Below are 17,520 nucleotides of genomic sequence, written 5' to 3'. Positions count from 1 at the left end.
GGCGGCACGGCGGCACGGCGGCACGGCACATCATCCGCCCGTCGCGATGCGCAGACCTGATTCCGCCCGCGCCCATTCGCGCGGGAAGATCAGCCGCATCTGATCGGTATAGAAGGCACGCGTGACCGTCGCCCGGTTCCCGGCAATGCCGTGATAGGCCGAACGCCCGGAGGCGAGCGGGAAACCGGCCCAGATGCGCGCCAGGTTGTCCATGAATCGCTCCGGCGTCAGCCGGCCTGCCGCGAACTCGGCATAGCCCGCATCGTGGATCAGCAGATCGGCCAGCCGGTCCTGCACCGCCGCGTCGAACAACGTTTCCGGCGGCAGGCCGGTGCGGCGGATCAGGCTGACCAGCGTGGAAGGGATGATCTGGTAGCGACCGATCGCATGCTGCTGGCCCGGCGTCGCTGCGTTCCACCGCCGGATTTCTCCGAGCGTCATCCGGCTCGGCGGCTTCGGTGGCGGCACCCGTGCGCGCCCATGCCAGGCGTCATAGCCTGCTGCGCGGCTCTCGGCATGCTGGATGAGAGCCCGCAGCTTCACAAGCGCCGGACCGCCAGAGGGCAGATGAAAGCTGCTGCCCTGCTGCGCCTGCGGCTGGTCGAAGCTCGAGAGCACCGCCAGACCGGCGAAGGAGGATCCTGCCGGAGCAGGTCGGGCTTCCGCTGTCCGGGACTCGAAGGACGAGCCCGAGCGCCAGCCTTCCGCCGCCACGGGCAGCGCGGCAAGCAGGGCGATCAGGCATCCGCCTGCGCCCGCTGGCGCGAGGTGCAGAAGGTTCGCGGGTGAGAGCCACCAACGTCGCCCTCTCGGTTCTGGGCACACCTGACGCAGCAATGCTGCCTGGCGCTTGCGGCACCTGTTTTGCCCAGGAACGCAGGGGCGATCTTGCGGGATTGGGGCGTTTTCGGCCGAAATTTTGCCCTGATATGACTTTTTCAGAAAAATCAGACGATTCGAAGCTTGTGGCCAGAGCGTGGCACCGCTGTGGACGAGAATGCCACGGGTTTTTCGGCGGAAACAGACCGCAAAACCTTCCGGAAACCTAGTCATCGTCCCGCTCCATCTCGCGTTGCTGACGCTCCTCGGGGAGGTTCGGGTCCAAGCTATCGGGGAGGCGGCTGACTTTTTCGGTCTGAGCCTCCCCAAGGCTTTCGCCCCGCTGATCCGCCTTGTCCTGCTCGACCGCCGGATTGTGGATCAGCTGGTTGAGAATCCGCTCTTCCTCCTCGAGCGAGAATTCGGGGATCTCGAGGCCCTCGCGCTGACGCCAGAGCGCGAGCGTGGCGCGCAGCTCGGTGATGGCCGGCAGGGCCTTGTCGTAAAGCCGCTCGGCCTGTTCGCTGCTGGTGGCGCCGGAAATGATCAGCACCCGGCGGATGACATGGAGTTCGCGCACCGTCTGGCCTACTGTCATCATCAACCCGCGCATGCCGTCGCTATGGGCAGCGAGAAGGGAAAGGAAGCGGGCATCGAGGTTGCGGAAAGCCTCGCCGAGACGGCGGTTGGTCTCGCGTTCGACGGCGAGGTCGCTCTCCAGCCGGGAAATTCCTGCCTCCAGGTGATCCGGGCGCGAGATCTCGCCCGGTGGCGTATGCTCCGCCGTCAGTGCCGCCGCGGCCCGTCCCAGCACAAAGCGATAGCGGTTGTCCACATTCTCCCGTCTCATCTGACCGGGCCCTCCTTCATCTTCTGCATCTGTTCGATCTCCTGGATGGTCTGCTCCGCTTCGCGGTCGTTGCGCTCTGGCGGTCGCGCGGCCTCTTTCAGACCCGCTGCCTGTTCGCGCAGGATCTCCTCGGCATTTCCGGGATCCCTGGCGCTCTGGCGGTCCAGCACATCGGCGGGCTGGCGTTCCGGTGATATGGCGGATAGGCGCGGTGACGTGTTGGCGTCGTGGCGGTCTGGCGCAGCGGCGTCCCGGCGTTCCGACGAGGTGGCGGCCTGGCGCTCCTGCTCGCGCTGCCGTTCCTCATCCCGCAACCGCTGTTCATAGGCGTCGAGCGCCGCCGGCCGTGCGCCGGTCTCCTTCTCGATCCGGTCGGCCAGCTTGCCGGCATTGGTGGTGACCAGCACCACCTCGTCCCGCGCCCGCGACAGGCCGACATAAAAGGATTTCTGGGTGCTGAGCCGTTCCCCGTCCATCATGCCGACGATGATCCGGTTCACCGTCGCCCCCTGGAAATCATGTGCGGTCACCGCATAGGCATGGTCGAGCCCGCGCGCCGCCATGCTGTCGAGGGGCAGGGTCTTGGACGTGCCGTCCTCGAGCCGAAGCTCGACAGTGCTGGATCCGATCCGGGTGATGGTGCCGCGCGTGCCATTGGCGACGCCGCTCTGGCTGTCGGTGATCGCGAACTTCACCCTGTCGCCGGCGGCGAAGTCGCGATCCACCTGTTCATAGGCGACGAAGCTGGTCGCGGCCTTGTTGCCTGGTGCAAGCGGGACGCGGATTCCAGTGCCGCCCGCCTCGGGGCGCAGGGTAATGCTGCGCGTATGGGTATCGGCGACGTGGTAGACGGCATTCGCGGCCAAGCCGAGGGATTTCAGATCGCGGATCGGCACGACGACGTCACCGGGCTTGTAGCTTGCCGCCTCCGCCGCCTCGGCCCGGGTGAAGGAATGCGGCGCAAGGCTGCGGATGGTCTTGTCCGTCGCGCCGATCCCGCCCTCGTCGCGCAGGTTCTCGCGGATCGCCGCGTTCACCTCCTCGCGCACCGCATTGGTCAGGACGATGAGGCCGGTCGCCTCGCGCTGCTCTGCGGGAAGGGCCAGCCATGTGTTCGCCACCTTGGCGGTGAAGACCTCGCCTTTCGTCGGCGTGGTGACGCGGCTGAGATTGCCGAAGGCCGCGCCGATCTCGCCGCGAATGGCGTGCAGCACCGCGTTGCGCAGCGCGCCATCGCGCTGGCGCTGGGTATCGGCCATCAGCGCCGTCGGCATGCCGGCGCGCTGAAGCTGGGCGAAGGGCGTGCCAGCGGCCACGGCGTCGAGCTGCTTGATATCGCCGAGCAGTACCACCCGCGCATAGCCCGCCTGGTTGGCCCGGCCCATCAGATCGCGCATGTCCGAGGTGCCGATCATCGAGGATTCATCCACGACGAGGATGGTTTTCGACTTGTCGGCGGGCTGCGGGTCGAGATCGGCCTCGAGCCGAAACCGGGCGATGGTCTTCGAGCCAGGCAGCACTTTCTCCAACTCGGCCACCGCGCGATTGGTGGGCGCGGCCCCTTCCACGCTATAGCCAAGGCGCTCGGAATAGGCGCGCAATTGCTCGACCATGAAGGTCTTGCCGGTGCCGGCATAGCCCTGCACGCCGACGAAACGGCCGGAAGCAGGCGACAGGCCCATGAGGATGGCGTCGCGCTGGCCCTCCGTCAGCGTGGTCTGGCCGAGGCGCTCGCGCAGGACCGCCTCGCCCGACATCTTGACGCCGCCATTGCCGCGCAGCCTGGGCGGCAGGGCGATCCCGCCCTCGGCCCGGCCGCGCCGATATTCCTCCTGGACCCGCAGCTCGGCCGCGAGCGTCGCATCGTCGGTATAGAGCGCCTTGATCTTCGTATCGATCCGCACCTGGCGCTCTGGCGCGGGGTTGAGCTTTTCCACCATCCAGTCGTTGCGGCTGACCTCTTTCCAGCCGTCGCCATCGCGGATTCTGATCGGGGCGGAGGCCACCACCTTCAGGGCGACGGATTCTCCGATCTCGACGGCTGCCGTTTCCATGGCCTGCGCGAGGCCCACGCCCCAGAGGGTCTTTTCGCCGCGTTCGGTCTGCAGCGTGACGAAATAGCTCTCCCTCTTACCCTCCTGGTGCCGATAGGGCGCAGCGCCATAGGCTTTCAGAGCGCCGTGGATGCCCTCGGGGCGGGGCTTTGCCAGCACCGTCTCGCGCAATTCATGGAGATGGACGGTCACCAGGCGCCCTTCGGCCTCCTTGCGCAGGATCGCGTCCTCGAGGCGGTCGTGGCCGATCTCGCTGTTGCGGTTCAGCGCCACCTGCAGCAGGTCGTCGGCGGAATAGACCGCATTGCGTTCGCTGACATGGCGGATGGCGAAATCGACGGCGGCGGTGGCCTTGTCCTCCTCGCTGATCCGCACCACGCCCTCGCGGGTGACGCCGGGCAGTTCCATTGCCTTGGCGCGCGCGGCATGATCGCGGATCCGCTGCAGGTCCTCGCGCGCGATGCCGAGATCCTTTGCCTCCTTCAGCCAAGCCTCGCGCAGCTCGTCCCGGTCGATGCCTTTGTGCTTGCCTTTCCGCGTCGCCAGCGCGGCGAGCGCGCTGTCCTTTGCCGTCGGCTCCGCGCCGCGACCCTTCAGTGCCGCCTCGATCTCCTGCCGGCGCTTCGAGAAGCCCTGCATCAGCTCTTGGGGAACGTCGCGGATCTCGACGATGCCATGCGGACCGACCCGGTCGATGCGATAGCCGAGCTCGGTCAACTCGCAGGCGAGGCCGTTGCGATAGATGCTGCCGAGCAGCATCTTGTTCTCGTAAAGCGCCTCGTTGGTCAGCGCGGTCCATTTGCCGTCCGGGCCGAGCACCATGTTCTGGATCACCGCGTGGGTGTGAAGCTGCGGATCGAGCGCGCGCGAGGTGTCGTGACGGAAGAGCCCGGCGATCATCTTGCCCCTGACCGGGACGATTTCGCCGTCGACCTCGCGCCGGGTGAAAACGAAACGCTCCTCTGCCACCGACATGGCGAGCTTCACTGCCCGGTCATGGGCGGCGACGATCCGCTCGTCGCCGGCGACCAGGGCCATGATCGAGACCGATTTGCTGGCCGAGAAGGTCAGGTCGAGGCCGGGCCGGTGCTTGCGCTCGCCATCGATATATCGGCCCAGGACCTGGCCCGGCTTCCAGTTCCCCTCCGCATCGCGCTCGACCGGTGGCGCGTGCCCCTGCAGCATGTCGGAGAAGAGTTGGTCGTCGATCCTGTCGCGGAACATCTCCTGGCCGAGTTCGGCAAGGTGGGCTGCCGCCTCGCCATACCAGGACGCCGCGGCTTCGGCTTCCGGACTGCCGGCGATGTAATAACCCTCGGCCTGGTAATAGCCGCTGGCGGCGGCTCCCGGCGAGACATTGCCGAGCGACATCATAGCAGTGAGCCGCGATCATCCATGGCTTCGAAGAGGGGATCGGCATTGTCGTCGGCCTTGGGAAGTCGCGCGGCCCTCCCGGTCTGTTCCGCGTCGAGGGACGCCGCGACAGCCTCGGAATAGGTGGGGATGGTGATGCGGTCAGGGTTTTTCACTGCCGCCCGTTCGCGGCCCGAGACCAGGCTGCCGGTGTCGGGTGCGATGCGATAGCCGGGCTGTTCATGGCCGGCGAGGCGCTGGCAACAGTAGTGATCCCAGAGGACCTCCACCGGAAGATCCGGGAGAGGCGCCTCCATCTTGCCCGTCCGGGTATCGAATCCCTCGCGGCGACCAGCCTCCAGCCAATCCTCGAAAGCGGTCCGTTGCCGCGCCAGGGACCAATCCGCCCATGCGGCGGGTGGTTCCATCTGGACCGCACCCGCCGTATCGGATGCGGCCTGTGTCATCGTCGTGGGCGGTGCGCCCGGGCCGGTGGGCGGGGCAGGGGCGCGGTCCGGGTTCATCCCGTCAAGATCGAAGCCGTCGCCGCGATAGGGGATGAACTTTTCCACCCGGGGTTCGACCGCGACAGGCTCAAACAGCACCTTGGCGGTCGGTGCATCATAGGCGAAGCGGATATAGGCCTCGAACTGGGGCAGGGCCTGGATTTCCGAGGGGGTGACGATGGGCCGTTCGGTGCGCTGGCTCATGAAGGCGACCCCGTCGCGGCTTTCATGGGCGCCGAAGCTCAGGTTCTCGCGCTGCTCGATCAGATCCTCGAAGCCGAGCGAATCCGAGAAGAGCTTGGCCGTGCGTGCATCCGGGGTGTTGAAGACGATGCGGTTGTTGAGCGTGCCCGCGATGCTTTGCGCGCCCTTTTCGCCATAGATGTCCTCGAGCTGGGCATAGACCTGGTAGCCAAGGACGAAAGCGCCGCCGAATTGCCGGACCTCGGCCAGCTTCGCGACGAGAAAGGGCAGGCGGTTCAGCGTCGGCACCTCGTCGAGGAAGAACCACAGCGAGGGCTCGCGCCGTTCCTCGCAGGTCATCAGCGCATTGGCCGCCACCTCGACCGCGGTGCTGATGACATTGCGCGTCGCTGCCGAATGCTCGGCATCGCCGGTCAGAAACAGGAAACCCGGCCGGTCGGATGTCACCCAATCCCGCACCGAGAAGGGGGCTCCGTCGTCGCGGAGGAACTCGAGGAAGCGCAACTCGGCGATCATGTTGGCGCGGATCGAGGCGGAGGTCTTCTCGACATGCGGCCCGAAGAAATGGCTGCCAGGCGTGCCCGCGAGCAGCTTAGCTAGGTCGTCGGCCGGGATCGACATGATGGCCTGGCGTAGATCGGCGTTGGTGGGCGTCCCGGCTTTCAGCAGCGAGCGCGCTGCATATTCGAACACCAGTCGCGCCGTCTGGCTCCAGAACGGGTCGCTCTGCCATGGGCGCTGCGGGATCATCACTTCGGCGATCTGCGCCAGCGCCTCGGGCGTGCGTGCCTCGAAGAAGGGCGACCAGACCACCGAGCGGGCATCGAAGGGGTTGATGATGACGTCGGTTTCCGGATCGTGGAAATCCCGCAAGAGGCTGCCCATGCGGTCGTAGACGATGGCGCGGCCATTGGTGGCGCGGATGGTCTTCAGAAGCTCCTTGATGGCATTGGTCTTGCCGACGCCGACGGTGCCGAAGATTCCGGTCTGGGCTTCGACCGCGTTCGGCGGAAAGGGAATGCCGGCGATGGTATAGGCAGCAGCCTTGCTCTCGCTGCCGAACTTCTTGCGCCAGGCCTGCCATTTGCGCCGCGACCAGTCGGCGAGCTGCGCCTGCGAGATCAGCCGGCTGCCGCGGACATGCCGGTTCTCGCCGAGGCGGCGTCCCGCCCACGCGAAGATGCCGATGCTGATCACCAGCGCCGCCCCGGCGGGTATCGCCGCGAGCCAGGCCAGCCGGCCGGCATTCTCCTTATACTGTCGGGCGACCTCGTTCATCCGAGTATCCGCGGCGATCTCGCGGGCGCGGCGCTCCTGCCGCCGGTCGAGATGGTCGATATAGCTGAGGAGCCGGTCGGGATTGCCGGTGGCCATATTGTAGCCCGCCAACCAGGTCACGAGGGTCTCGCGCATGTAGCGCAGCTCGTAATGCGTCGCGATCAGTACGCAGTAGGACAGGGTGAAGGCGCCTACCCCTGAAAACAGCGCGGTGCGCAGGACCTGAAGGGCCATGCGCCACCAGTGCTGTGTGGTCTGTCCGCCGCGGACGAAGCGCGTCGGATGCATGTTTCGCTTCATGGGTACCCTTGGGTTGCGATCTGGTATTTATCTATGCAACGAACATCTAATGTTGAAATAAGTATGATTCGCAAGGGCGGCGGTCACCACACGAAGCCTCGCAGTGGATGGGAGCCGGATCGCGGCCGCAGAGACAGGAGAAAGAAGAATGAGGAATCGGTTGAAGACCCCACGCCGGAGCGGCGCTGCTGGCGGCGGCGCTCACGGCCGGTGCCGCCGCGCCGCTATCGGCGCAGGAGCCGGGCTATAGCGAGGAGTTCGCGGCCAGCGCGCGGGCCTGGATACCCGAGCCACCGCCATGACGAGGACGATTTCCCCCGCATCACCTATCTGGAGGAGACCTATTATCATCGCCTGAAACCCAGGGATGGCTGGGCGGTGCAGCGGGTCTATACCGATGATGGGTCGCTGGACGAGACAATGGCGGTGAAGGACGGGGACGTGGTGCTGGTCCCGCGCGGGCATCACCCCTGCGGCACGCCTCATGGCTTCGAGCTTTACTACCTTAACGTCATGGCAGGACCGCGCAGGAACTGGCGCTTCGTCCCAGCTCCGGAGGTCGAGGGGATTGGGTGAAGCCGCCTCAGCCGCGCCGCAGCAGGTAGATGTCCATGATCCAGCCGTGATCGGCGCGGACCTGGACGCGGAGGCGCTCGATCCGCGGGCCGGCCTCGGCCAGAGGGCCGGCGCAGGTGATCTGCTCGGCCATGCCCAGGAAGGCTCCCCACCAGATGTGGACGCCCTGGGGCGGCAGTGTCCGGAAGTCGTAGCCGCAGTCCAGCGTCACCACCAACGTATCGGCGCTCTCGGGCCAGCCATGGTCGCGCAGCTGGCGGCCGGTGGTGATCTCTGGACCGGCGCGCCGATCCGGTTCAGGGGAACCGCATGGGCAGCGCAGAGCGCCTGGATCGCGGTGATGCCGGGGATGACGCGGGTGGCCAGCGCCATCCGTGCCGCCAGCCGCTCGGCAATGCGCAGGCTGCTGTCGTAGAGCGAGGGATCGCCCCAGACCAGCAGCGCCAGCGACGAAGCTGCCGGTGCGGTCCAGCATCGCCTGCAATTCCGTGGTCTCTTCGGCCTGCACCAAGCCCAGATGCCGCTCGGGCATCTCGATATTGCCCTGCCGGGACAGCGCTCCCAGGATCGTGATGCCGGCTGGGTCCATGCCGCGCCGGATCAGTGCCTCGTGCTGGGGCGAGGCCACGCGGTTCAGCACCACCCCCGCGAAGGGCAGGTCCGGCTGCAGCTTTGCGAAGCCGCGCGCCGTGGCCGCCGCCGATTGCGCTTGGCCCGAGACGTCCAGCACCAGCACCACCGGCCAGCCCATCAGCGTGGTGATTTCCGCGCTGGCGCCGATGCTGGTTTCGCCCGGCAGGGCCACGCCGTCGAAGAGGCCCATCGAGCCCTCGGCCAGCACCAGGTCCGCGGGCGCTTGCCCGCCGGTATGGGCGGCGATCCGGCCCGCATCCATCGCCCAGCTGTCCAGGTTGAACGAGGCCCGCCCCGAGGCCGCCAGGTGGAAGGCCGGGTCGATATAGTCGGGGCCGGACTTGAAGGGCTGCACCGCCAGCCCGCGCGCCCGCAAGGCCGTCAGCAGGCCCAGCATCAGCATGGTCTTGCCGGTCCCCGAGGACGGGGCCGAGATCATCAGGCCGGGGGGCTCATTCGGGGAACCTCGGGTCCGGGCCGGTCGGGCGATAGAGGTGGTCGTAATCGGCGGCATAGAGGCGGCTTTCCGCGAAACCCTCGGCCGCCAGGGCTGGGCCGACGAGGATCAGCGCGGTGCGGTCGATGCCCTGGGCCAGTGCCTCGATCCCGGCAAGGGTGGCGCGGATCACCCGCTGGTCGGGCCAGCTGGCGCGCCAGACCACAGCCACCGGGCAGTCCGGGCCGTAATGCGGGGTCAGCTGGGCCACCACCCTCTCCAGCGCATGAATCGACAGGTGGATTGCCAGCGTCGCGCCGGTGGCGGCGAAATTCGCCAGCGTCTTGCCTTCGGGCATGGCCGAGGCGCGGCCAGGCGTGCGGGTCAGCACCAGTGATTGCGCGATGCCGGGCAGGGTCAGATCGGCCTGAAGGGCGGCGGCGAAGGCGGGCACGCCCGGCACCACCTGGAAGGGGATTTCCAGGGCCCGCAGCCGGCGCAGCTGTTCGCCCATCGCCGACCAGACCGACAGGTCGCCCCAATGCAGCCGCGCCACGTCCTGGCCGGCCCCGTGCGCCGCCGCCATCTCGGCGATGATCTGGTCGAGGTTGAGCGGCGCGGTATTCACGATGCGCGCGCCGGGCGGGCAATGGGCCAGCAGCGCCTCGGGCACAAGCGAGCCGGCATAGAGGCAGACCGGGCAGGCGGCGATCAGGTCGCCGCCGCGCAGGGTGATCAGGTCGGCGGCGCCCGGACCGGCACCGATGAAATGGACGGTCATGGCTGGTCCTCTGCCTCGGTGGTGATGGCGATGGCGCCGGTGGCGCGCCCGCAGGCAGAGGCGATGCGCCGGGCCAGGATTCGCGGCCCGGCCCGGCGGCGGCCAGGGCGGCGGCCCACGATCAACCTGCGGCTGCCTTGCGCCGCGCGGCTGCCCTTTCCCTGCGCAGTGCGTCGCGGTGATAGAGGATCGGCACGACGAAGACTGTGAAGGCGGTTGAGATCACCGTGCCGAAGATCAGTGAGATGGCGAGGCCGCCGAAGACCGGATCGGTCACCATGATTGCGGAGCCCAGAACGATGGCGAAGGTGGTCAACAGGATCGGGCGCAGTCGCACGGCGCCAGCCTCGCGCACGGCGACGTCGAGAGGCATGCCGTGCGCGCGATTGTCCTGGATGAAGTCGATGATCAGGAGCGAGTTGCGGATCACGACGCCGGAGAGCGCGATGATGCCGATCATGGAAGTGGCAGAGAAATCCATGCCGACGATCGAGTGGCCGGGGAAGATGCCGATGATGCCGAGCGGGACCGAGGACATGGCGATGGCGGGGATCATGAAGGACTGGTAATAGGCTACCAGCAGCAGGTAGACGAGGAGCAGCGCGCCACCGAGTGCCACGAGCAGGTCGCGATAGACATCGAGCGTCATGCGCATCTCGCCTCCCCAGAGCAGTTGATAGCCGCCGATGGTATCGGGCGCATCCGCGCGGAGACCGAGATTGCCGGTCCGCAGCGGCCGCCCGTCCGGCGCGGTGATGCCGTCGAGGCGGTTTTGCAGGTCGAGCACGGCATAGAGCGGCACGGAATCCGACAGCTCGCCCCCGACGAAGGTGACCTTCTCGTTGTCGCGGCGCTGGATCGGGCGGTCGCTCTGGCCCGGCTCGATGCGAACCAGTTCCGACAGCGGCACCGGCTGGCCTGCGACATTGGTGACGAAGATCCGGTCGAGCCGTTCGGGATCGACGGCATGGCGACGGGGGACGAAGACGCGCACGGGCACGGCATTTTTCTCGTCCACCAAATGGGCACGGCTCAGTACATTGCCGCCATAGATCATGGTCAGGGTCTGGGCGATCTGCGCCGTCGAGACGCCGGAGAGTGCGGCCTTTTCCTTGTCGGGAATGATACGGTGCTCTGACACGTCCACCGGCTCGGTGTCGGAGATGTCCACCATATCGTAGGTTTCCTGGAAAGCTTCGCGGACCTGGGCGGAGAGCATTCTCAACCCCTCGGGATCGGGGCCGTAGATTTCGGCGAGAACGGTCGAGCGCAGCGGAGGGCCGGGCGGGTCCTCGACCAGCAGGACGGTGGCGCCCGGGTAGCCCTGCCGGATCGCATTGACCTTCGGGCGCATCTCGCGCACGATGTCGATAGAACTTCTCTTGCGGTGATGCTTGTCGGTGAGATTGACGCGGATCTCGGCGACATGGCTGCCATTCCGTTCCGATGTGCCCTTGAAGAGCCCGTTGAAATCGGCGACGCTGGCTTGGCCCACCCATGTCTGGTAGTTCAGGACGTTGTGATCTTCCGCGAGAAGCGTTCCGATCTCGCGTACAAGGCGGTCGGTGTCCTCGACTGGAGCGGTCTCGGGCATGGCGATGACGATGTTGAAGGTGTTCTTGTCATCCTTGGGCAAAAAGCCGATGTTGACGCCGAGCGCCGAGACCGGGCCGCCGACCCCGGCGGGGCGGACGAACTGCCAGGCGCCCTGCATGACCGAGGCGGTCATCAGCACCACGATCAGCGCGGCGAAGCCGAGCCGCGCGGTGGGGCGGTCCTGTAGCGGGCGGATCAGGCGCAGGTAGAGGCGTTCCATCCGGCCGTGCCGGCCGTGTTTGGCTTCCTCGGCATGGGCGTCGGATTCCTTCACCTCGTGACGGTGCAGCCAGCGGTTCGCTGTCCAGGGCGTGACGATATAGGCAACGACCACCGAGGCCAGCATGGCGATCGGTACGTTGTAGGCGATGGGGTAGAAATAGTCGCCGGCCATGCCCGTGACCATGAACAGCGCGGCGAAGACCAGCATCACCGCGAAGGTGGCGAGGTTGGTGGCATTGCCGATCTCGTTGGTAGCGAGCACCGTCGCCTGCTCCTTGTCGATGTCTGCGCGGCCGGAGCCGTAATGGCGGTGGATGTTCTCGATCACCACGATGGCCGCGTCGACCAGCAGGCCGAGCGACAGGATCAGTGCGAAGAGCGTTACCCGGTTCATTGTCACCCCGCCCAAAAGATCGGCCGCCAGCGTGATGGAAAAGATCAGCGGCACGGTGGCGGTGACAATCAGCGCCTCGCGCCAGCCGAGAAAGAAGATCAGCACGAGACCGACCGTGACCAGGGCGATGGCGAGATGCTCGATTAGCAGGTTGACGGCGGCATTGGCCTTTTCGCCATCGTCGCGGGTAACGACGACATGGATGTCCCGCGGCACGAACTCGGCCTGCATTTCATCGACCCGTTTGATCACCGCATTGGCCACGATCACGGCGTTTGCGCCCTTCTTCTTGGCGACCGCGATGGTGACCGCGGGCATGTCGGATGCTTCCGCAGCGAACTTATCGTCGCCCGGGCCGAAGGAGAAGCGGCTGAAAGACGCGACTTCGGACCTTGGCCCGTCGATGACCGTGCCCACGTCGCGGACATAGACCGGCCGGCTATCATGGACGGCAATGATCTGGGATTTCACATCCTCGACAGAAGTGAAGGAAGCGGAGAGGCGGATCGCGCCGACCGCCCCGTCCCGAACCGTCGGTTCAAGGGGCACCGAGAGGTTGGACGCCTCGAACACGGCGTAAGCCTCGCCCAGGGTTACGCCGAATGCCTGCATTCGCTCGGGGTCGAGTTCGATGGAGATCTCGCGGTCGCGCCCGCCCTTGACACTGACAACCGAAACGCTGTCTGTACTGCGCAGGCGCTCAGCCATGCGTTCGGCCATCCGCTTGAGAGCATGATCGTCATAGGCAGCTGAGGCTAGCGTAATCGTCAGGATCGGCACGTCGTCGGCATCTACCGAGCGCACCACCGGCGTTCCGGCATCGGCGGGCAGAAGCGTGGCGGCGGCCATCACCCGGTCATAGAGCTTGACGAGCGATTCCTCCTTGGGCTGGCCGACCTCGAACTGCACCTGCACGGTGCCGACCGAATTCCGAGCGAGTCCCTCGGTATGATCGACGCCGGGAATCTCGCTGAGGATCCCCTCCAGTGGCGTGACGATCAGTGCCTCGACCTCGGCGGCAGAGGCGCCGGGCAGGGTGACGGCTACCGCAGCACCGGGGACGACGATCTGGGGATTTTCCTCGCGTGGGGTCTGCAGGATCGCCAGCACACCCACCAGGGCCACGCCGAGGATGAAGACGATCGTCAACTTCGAGGTTATGAAGGTCTGCGCCAGCCATCCGGCGAGATTGAGTTTCGGGGCGGTCATTGCCTAGCCTCCGCAACCGCCGCGCCATCTGCCAGCCCGAAGGCGGGTGCGGCGAGGATGTTCTCACCGGCAGCGAGGCCAGAGACGACCTCGAGCCTGTCGCCCAGATCGCGGCCCAACCGTAACCAGCGGAACCTGGCGGCACCGTCCTCGACGATGAAGACACCTTCCAGCCCGCCGCGCTGCACCAGCGCGCTACGCGGGACGACGATGGCCTCGTCGCTGCCTAGGCGGATTTCGGCGCGACCGAACATCCCCGGCACCAATGCCGGATCGGCGGGCAACAGGACGTTGATCTCATAGCGCCGCGTCACGTCGTCGCCCGAAGGCACGATGCCGCGGATACGCCCGTGAAAATGCCGGCCGCCCAACACGTCGATCGCAACGGTGACTGGTGTATCGGTGTCGATCAGGGGCAGATTCCGCTCTGCGATATACGTCCTGAACAGCAGCACTTCATGCGATTCGACGGTCAGGATGGGGCTGCCAGGGGTCGCCATCTCTCCGCTGCGCTTTTCAACGGACACCACGACGCCATCCACCGGACTGTTGATCGTGGCATAGTTTTTTTGTGTCTCGGCTGCGGCGAGGGCGGATTGTGCACTCTCCAATGCCGTGCGTGCGATCCCGAGGCGGACCTGGGCCTTGCGCAAGGTTTCCGTCGCCACCGCGCCTGAGGGTGCAAGGGTTGAATAACGGTTCACATCGGCTTCGGCATCGGCCAGTTTGGCTTCTGCGGTCGAGACGCCGAAGCGAGCCTGGCGAATCGCTTCATCAATGTCGGTTGGATCGATGCGAACGAGGAGATTACCGCGCTTGACGGACTGGCCCTCGCGGACATCGAGTTGCTCGATAAAGCCCATGAGACGGGAAGAAACGTCGATCCGTCCGTCGGAGATTTCCGACCCGGGCACGATGTAGCTTATCGGGATCTCGACGGTTTCGATCCGGACAATGGGCACGGGCGATGTATTCTGGGCGAAGGCAGGTAAAAGTCCAAGGGCGATCAGCATGAGAGCCGAACATGCGATGTGGTTAAACAGGGACATTCAGCGCTCCTGCGGTTGATGGTCGTGGGGAAAGGCGCGTTGGAGGATCCCTGTGACCTGTGACGCGACCGTGGCGGGCTTGTTTTGTTCTTTGGTCTGACCCGGTAGGTGGGGCAGGAGTGGCGAGATCAGGAAGCGGCCCAGGATCAATGCGATGACTGAAGCCGCTATACGAAAGGGGTCGTCATCCTGACCTCCTCGCTTGCCGCTGACACCGGCAATCAGCCGAAAGGGACGTTCAAGAACGGCACAGGCCAGTTCCCGCAGGCGGGTCGCATCGCCATCCAGAAGCTCTCGCGCAAGGAGACGGAAGAAGACCCGATCTTCGGAAAGAAGATCGACAAACAGGTCTGCGAATTGGATCAGGCGGTCGCCGGGCAGGTCGTCTCGTTCCAGCAGTTCGCTGATCCGGTTGGCCTTGCGGGTGAAGACATGGGTCAGGGTCGCACGGATCAGGTCATCCTTGCCGTTGAAGTGATGGTAGAGGTTCGCCTGCGTCACGCCGACCTCACGCGCGACGTCGCGCATCGAGACGGCGGCATAGCCGGTATCGGCGTAAAGCCTGGCGGCCGCTTCGAGGATCGTGGACCTTGTATCAGTGGGCTGCATGTCTCGCTCATGATGACTGAACGTTCGTTAAGGATGAAGTAATTCACGTCGAGAGTCGGAGTCAATCTTGAATATTTCATACGAACGAACTAAATATGTGCTGCGACTCGGGATCCACCCGATGAGAGGCATGCCGATGGAACGCAATGGGCAAGAAGCGCGGAGCGCCAGGACGCGTACACAGCTGATCGAGGCGGCGGTGGAGGTCATCGGAACCGTAGGCTACGAGGGCGCGACCACGCGAGAGCTCACGAAGACGGCAAAGACCAATCTTTCAGCGATTCCCTACCATTTCGGCGGCAAGAGGGAACTCTATCTCGCCGCCGCGGAGATGGTTGCTGATTATGCGTGGGGGCGTTTCGAGGAGGTCATCGATATCCTCGGGAACGGGGATGCCGCTGCGCTGGAGGATGGGCTCAAGTACTTCCTCCATATCATGCTGGAAGATGCCGAGCCGCATTCCTGGACATCTTTCGTTGCACGATGCGCCTTTGACAACGATGAGGCCTTCGCGTTGATCCATGCGCGGGCAATTGCCCCGGTGTCCAACCGCTTGACCGAAATGGTCGCAGATCTGTCATCTGGATCTGTCGATGAGGACGCCGTGCGCCTCCGCGTCAATGCCATTGTGACGGCGATTATCGGATTTCGACTCCTGCGCGGCATCATGCAGCGTGGGATGAGTTGTGACGACCTGCCGAAAAGCTATGCCGATCAGCTTCGACTGATGATCGCTGATCTCTGCCGCAGCGATTTTCTGGGCATCGCCGACAGGCAGTGAAACTCCGCTCTGTTCTTCGCTCGACATGGAAGCGCGGATAACCCCTGGAAGAAGGAACTGAAAGTGAGCAATCAGAATTCTCTCGCGCATGAGACTGTGGCCTGGACGAAACAGCGTCTAGATGAACTGGACGCGATGATCTCCGAGGCAGAGAAGAACCTCGGCGAACTCAAGGATGAGGCGCGCAAGGATGCGGACGACGCCCTCGCCCGTTTTCGTCATTCCCGGGACAAGCTCAAGGACTATGCGGACAGCCTGCGTGACGATGCGGTCGAGATCCGGCTGCAGGTCGAGGAGATACAGGACAAGCTTGAGGTCGAATGGATCGAGGTCGAAACCGCGTTTCAGTCCTATCTCAGCGTGATCCGCGAGCAGGCCGGTTCGGCCCGCGATCTTGTCGCTGCCCGCTTGAAGGCGCAGCGGCGCACCTGGCAGGAGGCCCTGGAGCAACTGCGCGTGAAGGCCGCTGAAAGCGTGGACGAAGCGCGCAAGGAGGCCGATGCTGCGATCGGCCGGTTGTCCGACGAGGTGCAGAAGATCCAGGGCAGGGTCGGAACTGTGAAGGGAGCTGGCGACGAATCCTGGGAAGCCGTCAAGGCGGGTGTGGCCGAGGCGCGTGCGGCGCACGACCGGACGATCCGCAAGATCAAGGACGCGTTTTCGGCATTGCTCTGATCCGCTGCCGAGCAAGGATCCATAGGAAAGAGTTAAAACGATGAGAACAGTGTATCTGGCGCTTGGCCTTGTGGTTCTTGCACAGTTCGCGACTCCGGTCAGCACCATGTCGGCCTTCGCGCAGAGTGCCTCCGAGGCGCAGTTCGCGGGCGAGCCGTCTCTGGCCCGGCAGGTTCTGGCCTGGTCGCAGAGGCAGCTTTCCGCTCTCGACGGCACGCTCGTCGTGCTGGAGCAGGATGCGGCGAGACTGCAGGGCGATGCAAGGACGGCTGCGGAAGCCGCCCTGACCGATCTGCGCGAACGGCGCGATGCCTATCAGGCTCGAATGTCGGAAGCGGCGGCGACCGCAGGGACGTGGACTGTGGAACAATACGACGAAGCCCAGCAGCGGGCCCTTGAAGACTGGGCGGCATTCCAGGATGCTTCCTGGGAATACTTCGAGGCGACAAAGGCCGATCTTGCAACGCGCCAGGCGGCTTTGAATGCGGGAATCGAGGCGCAGGAAGTCGCTTGGACAGAGGCGATTGCCCAGCTTCGCATCGATGCGGCGCGTCTGGCCGACGACCAGCGTGCCGCAGTCGAGGCGCGCATCGAGAGTCTCGATGCCCAGGCGGAAGCGGTGAAGGAAAGGTATGCCCGACTGAAGGATGCGTCCGGTGAAGCCTGGAAAACGGCCACGAAGGGCTATGGGGCGGCGCAGGAACTGTTCGCCGGGACCTATGGTGCGATCCGCCAGCAGATCGAGGACGCGGTGAAGTAAGCCCGCAGCACCCCGGCGCCGGCAATCTGATGTCTGGAGGGAGACAGGGACCTGCCATGAGCTTTTTCCTCCATCACAACGCTCCAATGAGCCGATCAGGACAAAGGCGGGAAGGTGTCCCCGGCAGCATTCTACCGGTGGCAAGCAGAAGCTTGGTCGCACGTCAAAGACGGGTCAGCGCGACATCCGACGCCTGCGGATCATCGGCGCTAGCCGGTGGCCACCGTACGGCCGATATCAGCCTGCGCCAAGCCGGCCGAGTCCAACGCGCCTGCGATGGCAGCCGCCACACCCTCGCCGCTGACTGCACCCATATGGGCGACCTGCGAGGACAGCATGCGCCCTTGCAGGTCGAGGATCACCGTCTTGGCAGTGGTAGAGCCGAAGTCGATACCCATGACATAGGACTTGATCCCACATTCTCCAAGTAAGTCG

General features: G+C 65.3%; 11 protein-coding genes and 5 pseudogenes. 5 read left to right on the top strand and 11 right to left on the bottom strand.

Features of this window, described 5'->3' with window-relative positions; translation table 11 throughout:
- Positions 1 to 30: 30 nt before the first annotated feature.
- Genes FE811_RS21135 through FE811_RS21120 form a run of 4 tightly spaced genes read right to left on the bottom strand, consistent with a single transcriptional unit; the run spans position 31 to position 7,364 of the window.
- Positions 31 to 1,053: a hypothetical protein gene (locus FE811_RS21135; RefSeq protein ID WP_140848661.1), complete on the bottom strand. Its 1,023-nt coding sequence runs from the start codon at positions 1,051 to 1,053 to the stop codon at positions 31 to 33.
- On the bottom strand, positions 1,046 to 1,669 hold the full coding sequence (locus FE811_RS21130) for a hypothetical protein (protein WP_140848659.1): 624 nt from the start codon (positions 1,667 to 1,669) through the stop codon (positions 1,046 to 1,048). Before FE811_RS21130 ends, FE811_RS21135 begins: the two co-directional genes overlap by 8 nt.
- Complete coding sequence (gene mobF / locus FE811_RS21125; RefSeq protein WP_140848656.1) at positions 1,666 to 5,097, bottom strand: MobF family relaxase; 3,432 nt, start codon at positions 5,095 to 5,097, stop codon at positions 1,666 to 1,668. Before mobF ends, FE811_RS21130 begins: the two co-directional genes overlap by 4 nt.
- Positions 5,094 to 7,364 (bottom strand): type IV secretion system DNA-binding domain-containing protein, encoded by a 2,271-nt coding sequence (locus FE811_RS21120; protein WP_255469798.1) that lies wholly within the window; start codon positions 7,362 to 7,364, stop codon positions 5,094 to 5,096. The genes mobF and FE811_RS21120 overlap by 4 nt, the downstream gene beginning before the upstream one ends.
- Before the next feature lie 282 nt (positions 7,365 to 7,646).
- On the opposite strand from FE811_RS21120, the pseudogene FE811_RS21115 reads away from it, so the two are divergent.
- Positions 7,647 to 7,940: pseudogene (locus FE811_RS21115) on the top strand (5-deoxy-glucuronate isomerase); the annotation flags it as partial.
- A 7-nt stretch (positions 7,941 to 7,947) separates the two neighbouring features.
- Here FE811_RS21115 and cobF read toward each other — a convergent pair.
- The 6 genes and pseudogenes from cobF to FE811_RS21090 all read right to left on the bottom strand — a co-directional run.
- Positions 7,948 to 8,405 (bottom strand): annotated as a pseudogene (cobF, locus tag FE811_RS28770) (precorrin-6A synthase (deacetylating)); the annotation flags it as partial.
- Positions 8,404 to 8,970: pseudogene (locus FE811_RS28370) on the bottom strand (cobyrinic acid a,c-diamide synthase); the annotation flags it as partial. The pseudogenes FE811_RS28370 and cobF, both read right to left, overlap by 2 nt.
- A gap of 55 nt (positions 8,971 to 9,025) precedes the next feature.
- A complete protein-coding gene (cobM, locus tag FE811_RS21105) occupies positions 9,026 to 9,790 on the bottom strand; it encodes a precorrin-4 C(11)-methyltransferase (protein ID WP_140848652.1) in 765 nt (254 codons plus the stop codon).
- 121 nt (positions 9,791 to 9,911) lie between these two features.
- A complete protein-coding gene (locus tag FE811_RS21100) occupies positions 9,912 to 13,211 on the bottom strand; it encodes an efflux RND transporter permease subunit (protein WP_140848650.1) in 3,300 nt (1,099 codons plus the stop codon).
- A complete protein-coding gene (locus tag FE811_RS21095) occupies positions 13,208 to 14,260 on the bottom strand; it encodes an efflux RND transporter periplasmic adaptor subunit (protein WP_140848648.1) in 1,053 nt (350 codons plus the stop codon). The genes FE811_RS21100 and FE811_RS21095 overlap by 4 nt, the downstream gene beginning before the upstream one ends.
- Positions 14,261 to 14,869 (bottom strand): TetR/AcrR family transcriptional regulator, encoded by a 609-nt coding sequence (locus tag FE811_RS21090; RefSeq protein ID WP_140848646.1) that lies wholly within the window; start codon positions 14,867 to 14,869, stop codon positions 14,261 to 14,263. It abuts the gene before it with no gap.
- Positions 14,870 to 14,990: 121 nt separating this feature from the next.
- Here FE811_RS21090 and FE811_RS21085 point away from each other — a divergent pair, with 121 nt between their 5' ends.
- The 4 genes and pseudogenes from FE811_RS21085 to FE811_RS21070 all read left to right on the top strand — a co-directional run.
- Positions 14,991 to 15,650: a CerR family C-terminal domain-containing protein gene (locus tag FE811_RS21085; protein WP_140848644.1), complete on the top strand. Its 660-nt coding sequence runs from the start codon at positions 14,991 to 14,993 to the stop codon at positions 15,648 to 15,650.
- Between the two features lie 63 nt (positions 15,651 to 15,713).
- Positions 15,714 to 16,325, top strand: a complete 612-nt coding sequence (locus FE811_RS21080; RefSeq protein ID WP_140848642.1) for a hypothetical protein — start codon at positions 15,714 to 15,716, stop codon at positions 16,323 to 16,325.
- A gap of 40 nt (positions 16,326 to 16,365) precedes the next feature.
- Positions 16,366 to 17,085, top strand: a complete 720-nt coding sequence (locus FE811_RS21075) for a hypothetical protein (RefSeq protein WP_140848640.1) — start codon at positions 16,366 to 16,368, stop codon at positions 17,083 to 17,085.
- 109 nt (positions 17,086 to 17,194) lie between these two features.
- Positions 17,195 to 17,296: pseudogene (locus FE811_RS21070) on the top strand (transposase); the annotation flags it as partial.
- On the opposite strand, the pseudogene FE811_RS21065 reads toward FE811_RS21070, so the two are convergent.
- A pseudogene (locus tag FE811_RS21065) lies at positions 17,295 to 17,520 on the bottom strand (2-hydroxyglutaryl-CoA dehydratase); the annotation flags it as partial. The pseudogenes FE811_RS21070 and FE811_RS21065 sit on opposite strands and share 2 nt — an antisense overlap.

It is taken from the genome of Paracoccus sp. FO-3 (assembly GCF_006386455.1).
GTDB classification, from domain to species: Bacteria; Pseudomonadota; Alphaproteobacteria; order Rhodobacterales; family Rhodobacteraceae; genus Paracoccus; species Paracoccus versutus.
Note: the sequence above shows the minus strand (reverse complement) of the source record. Positions and strands in the feature narration are given on the sequence as shown.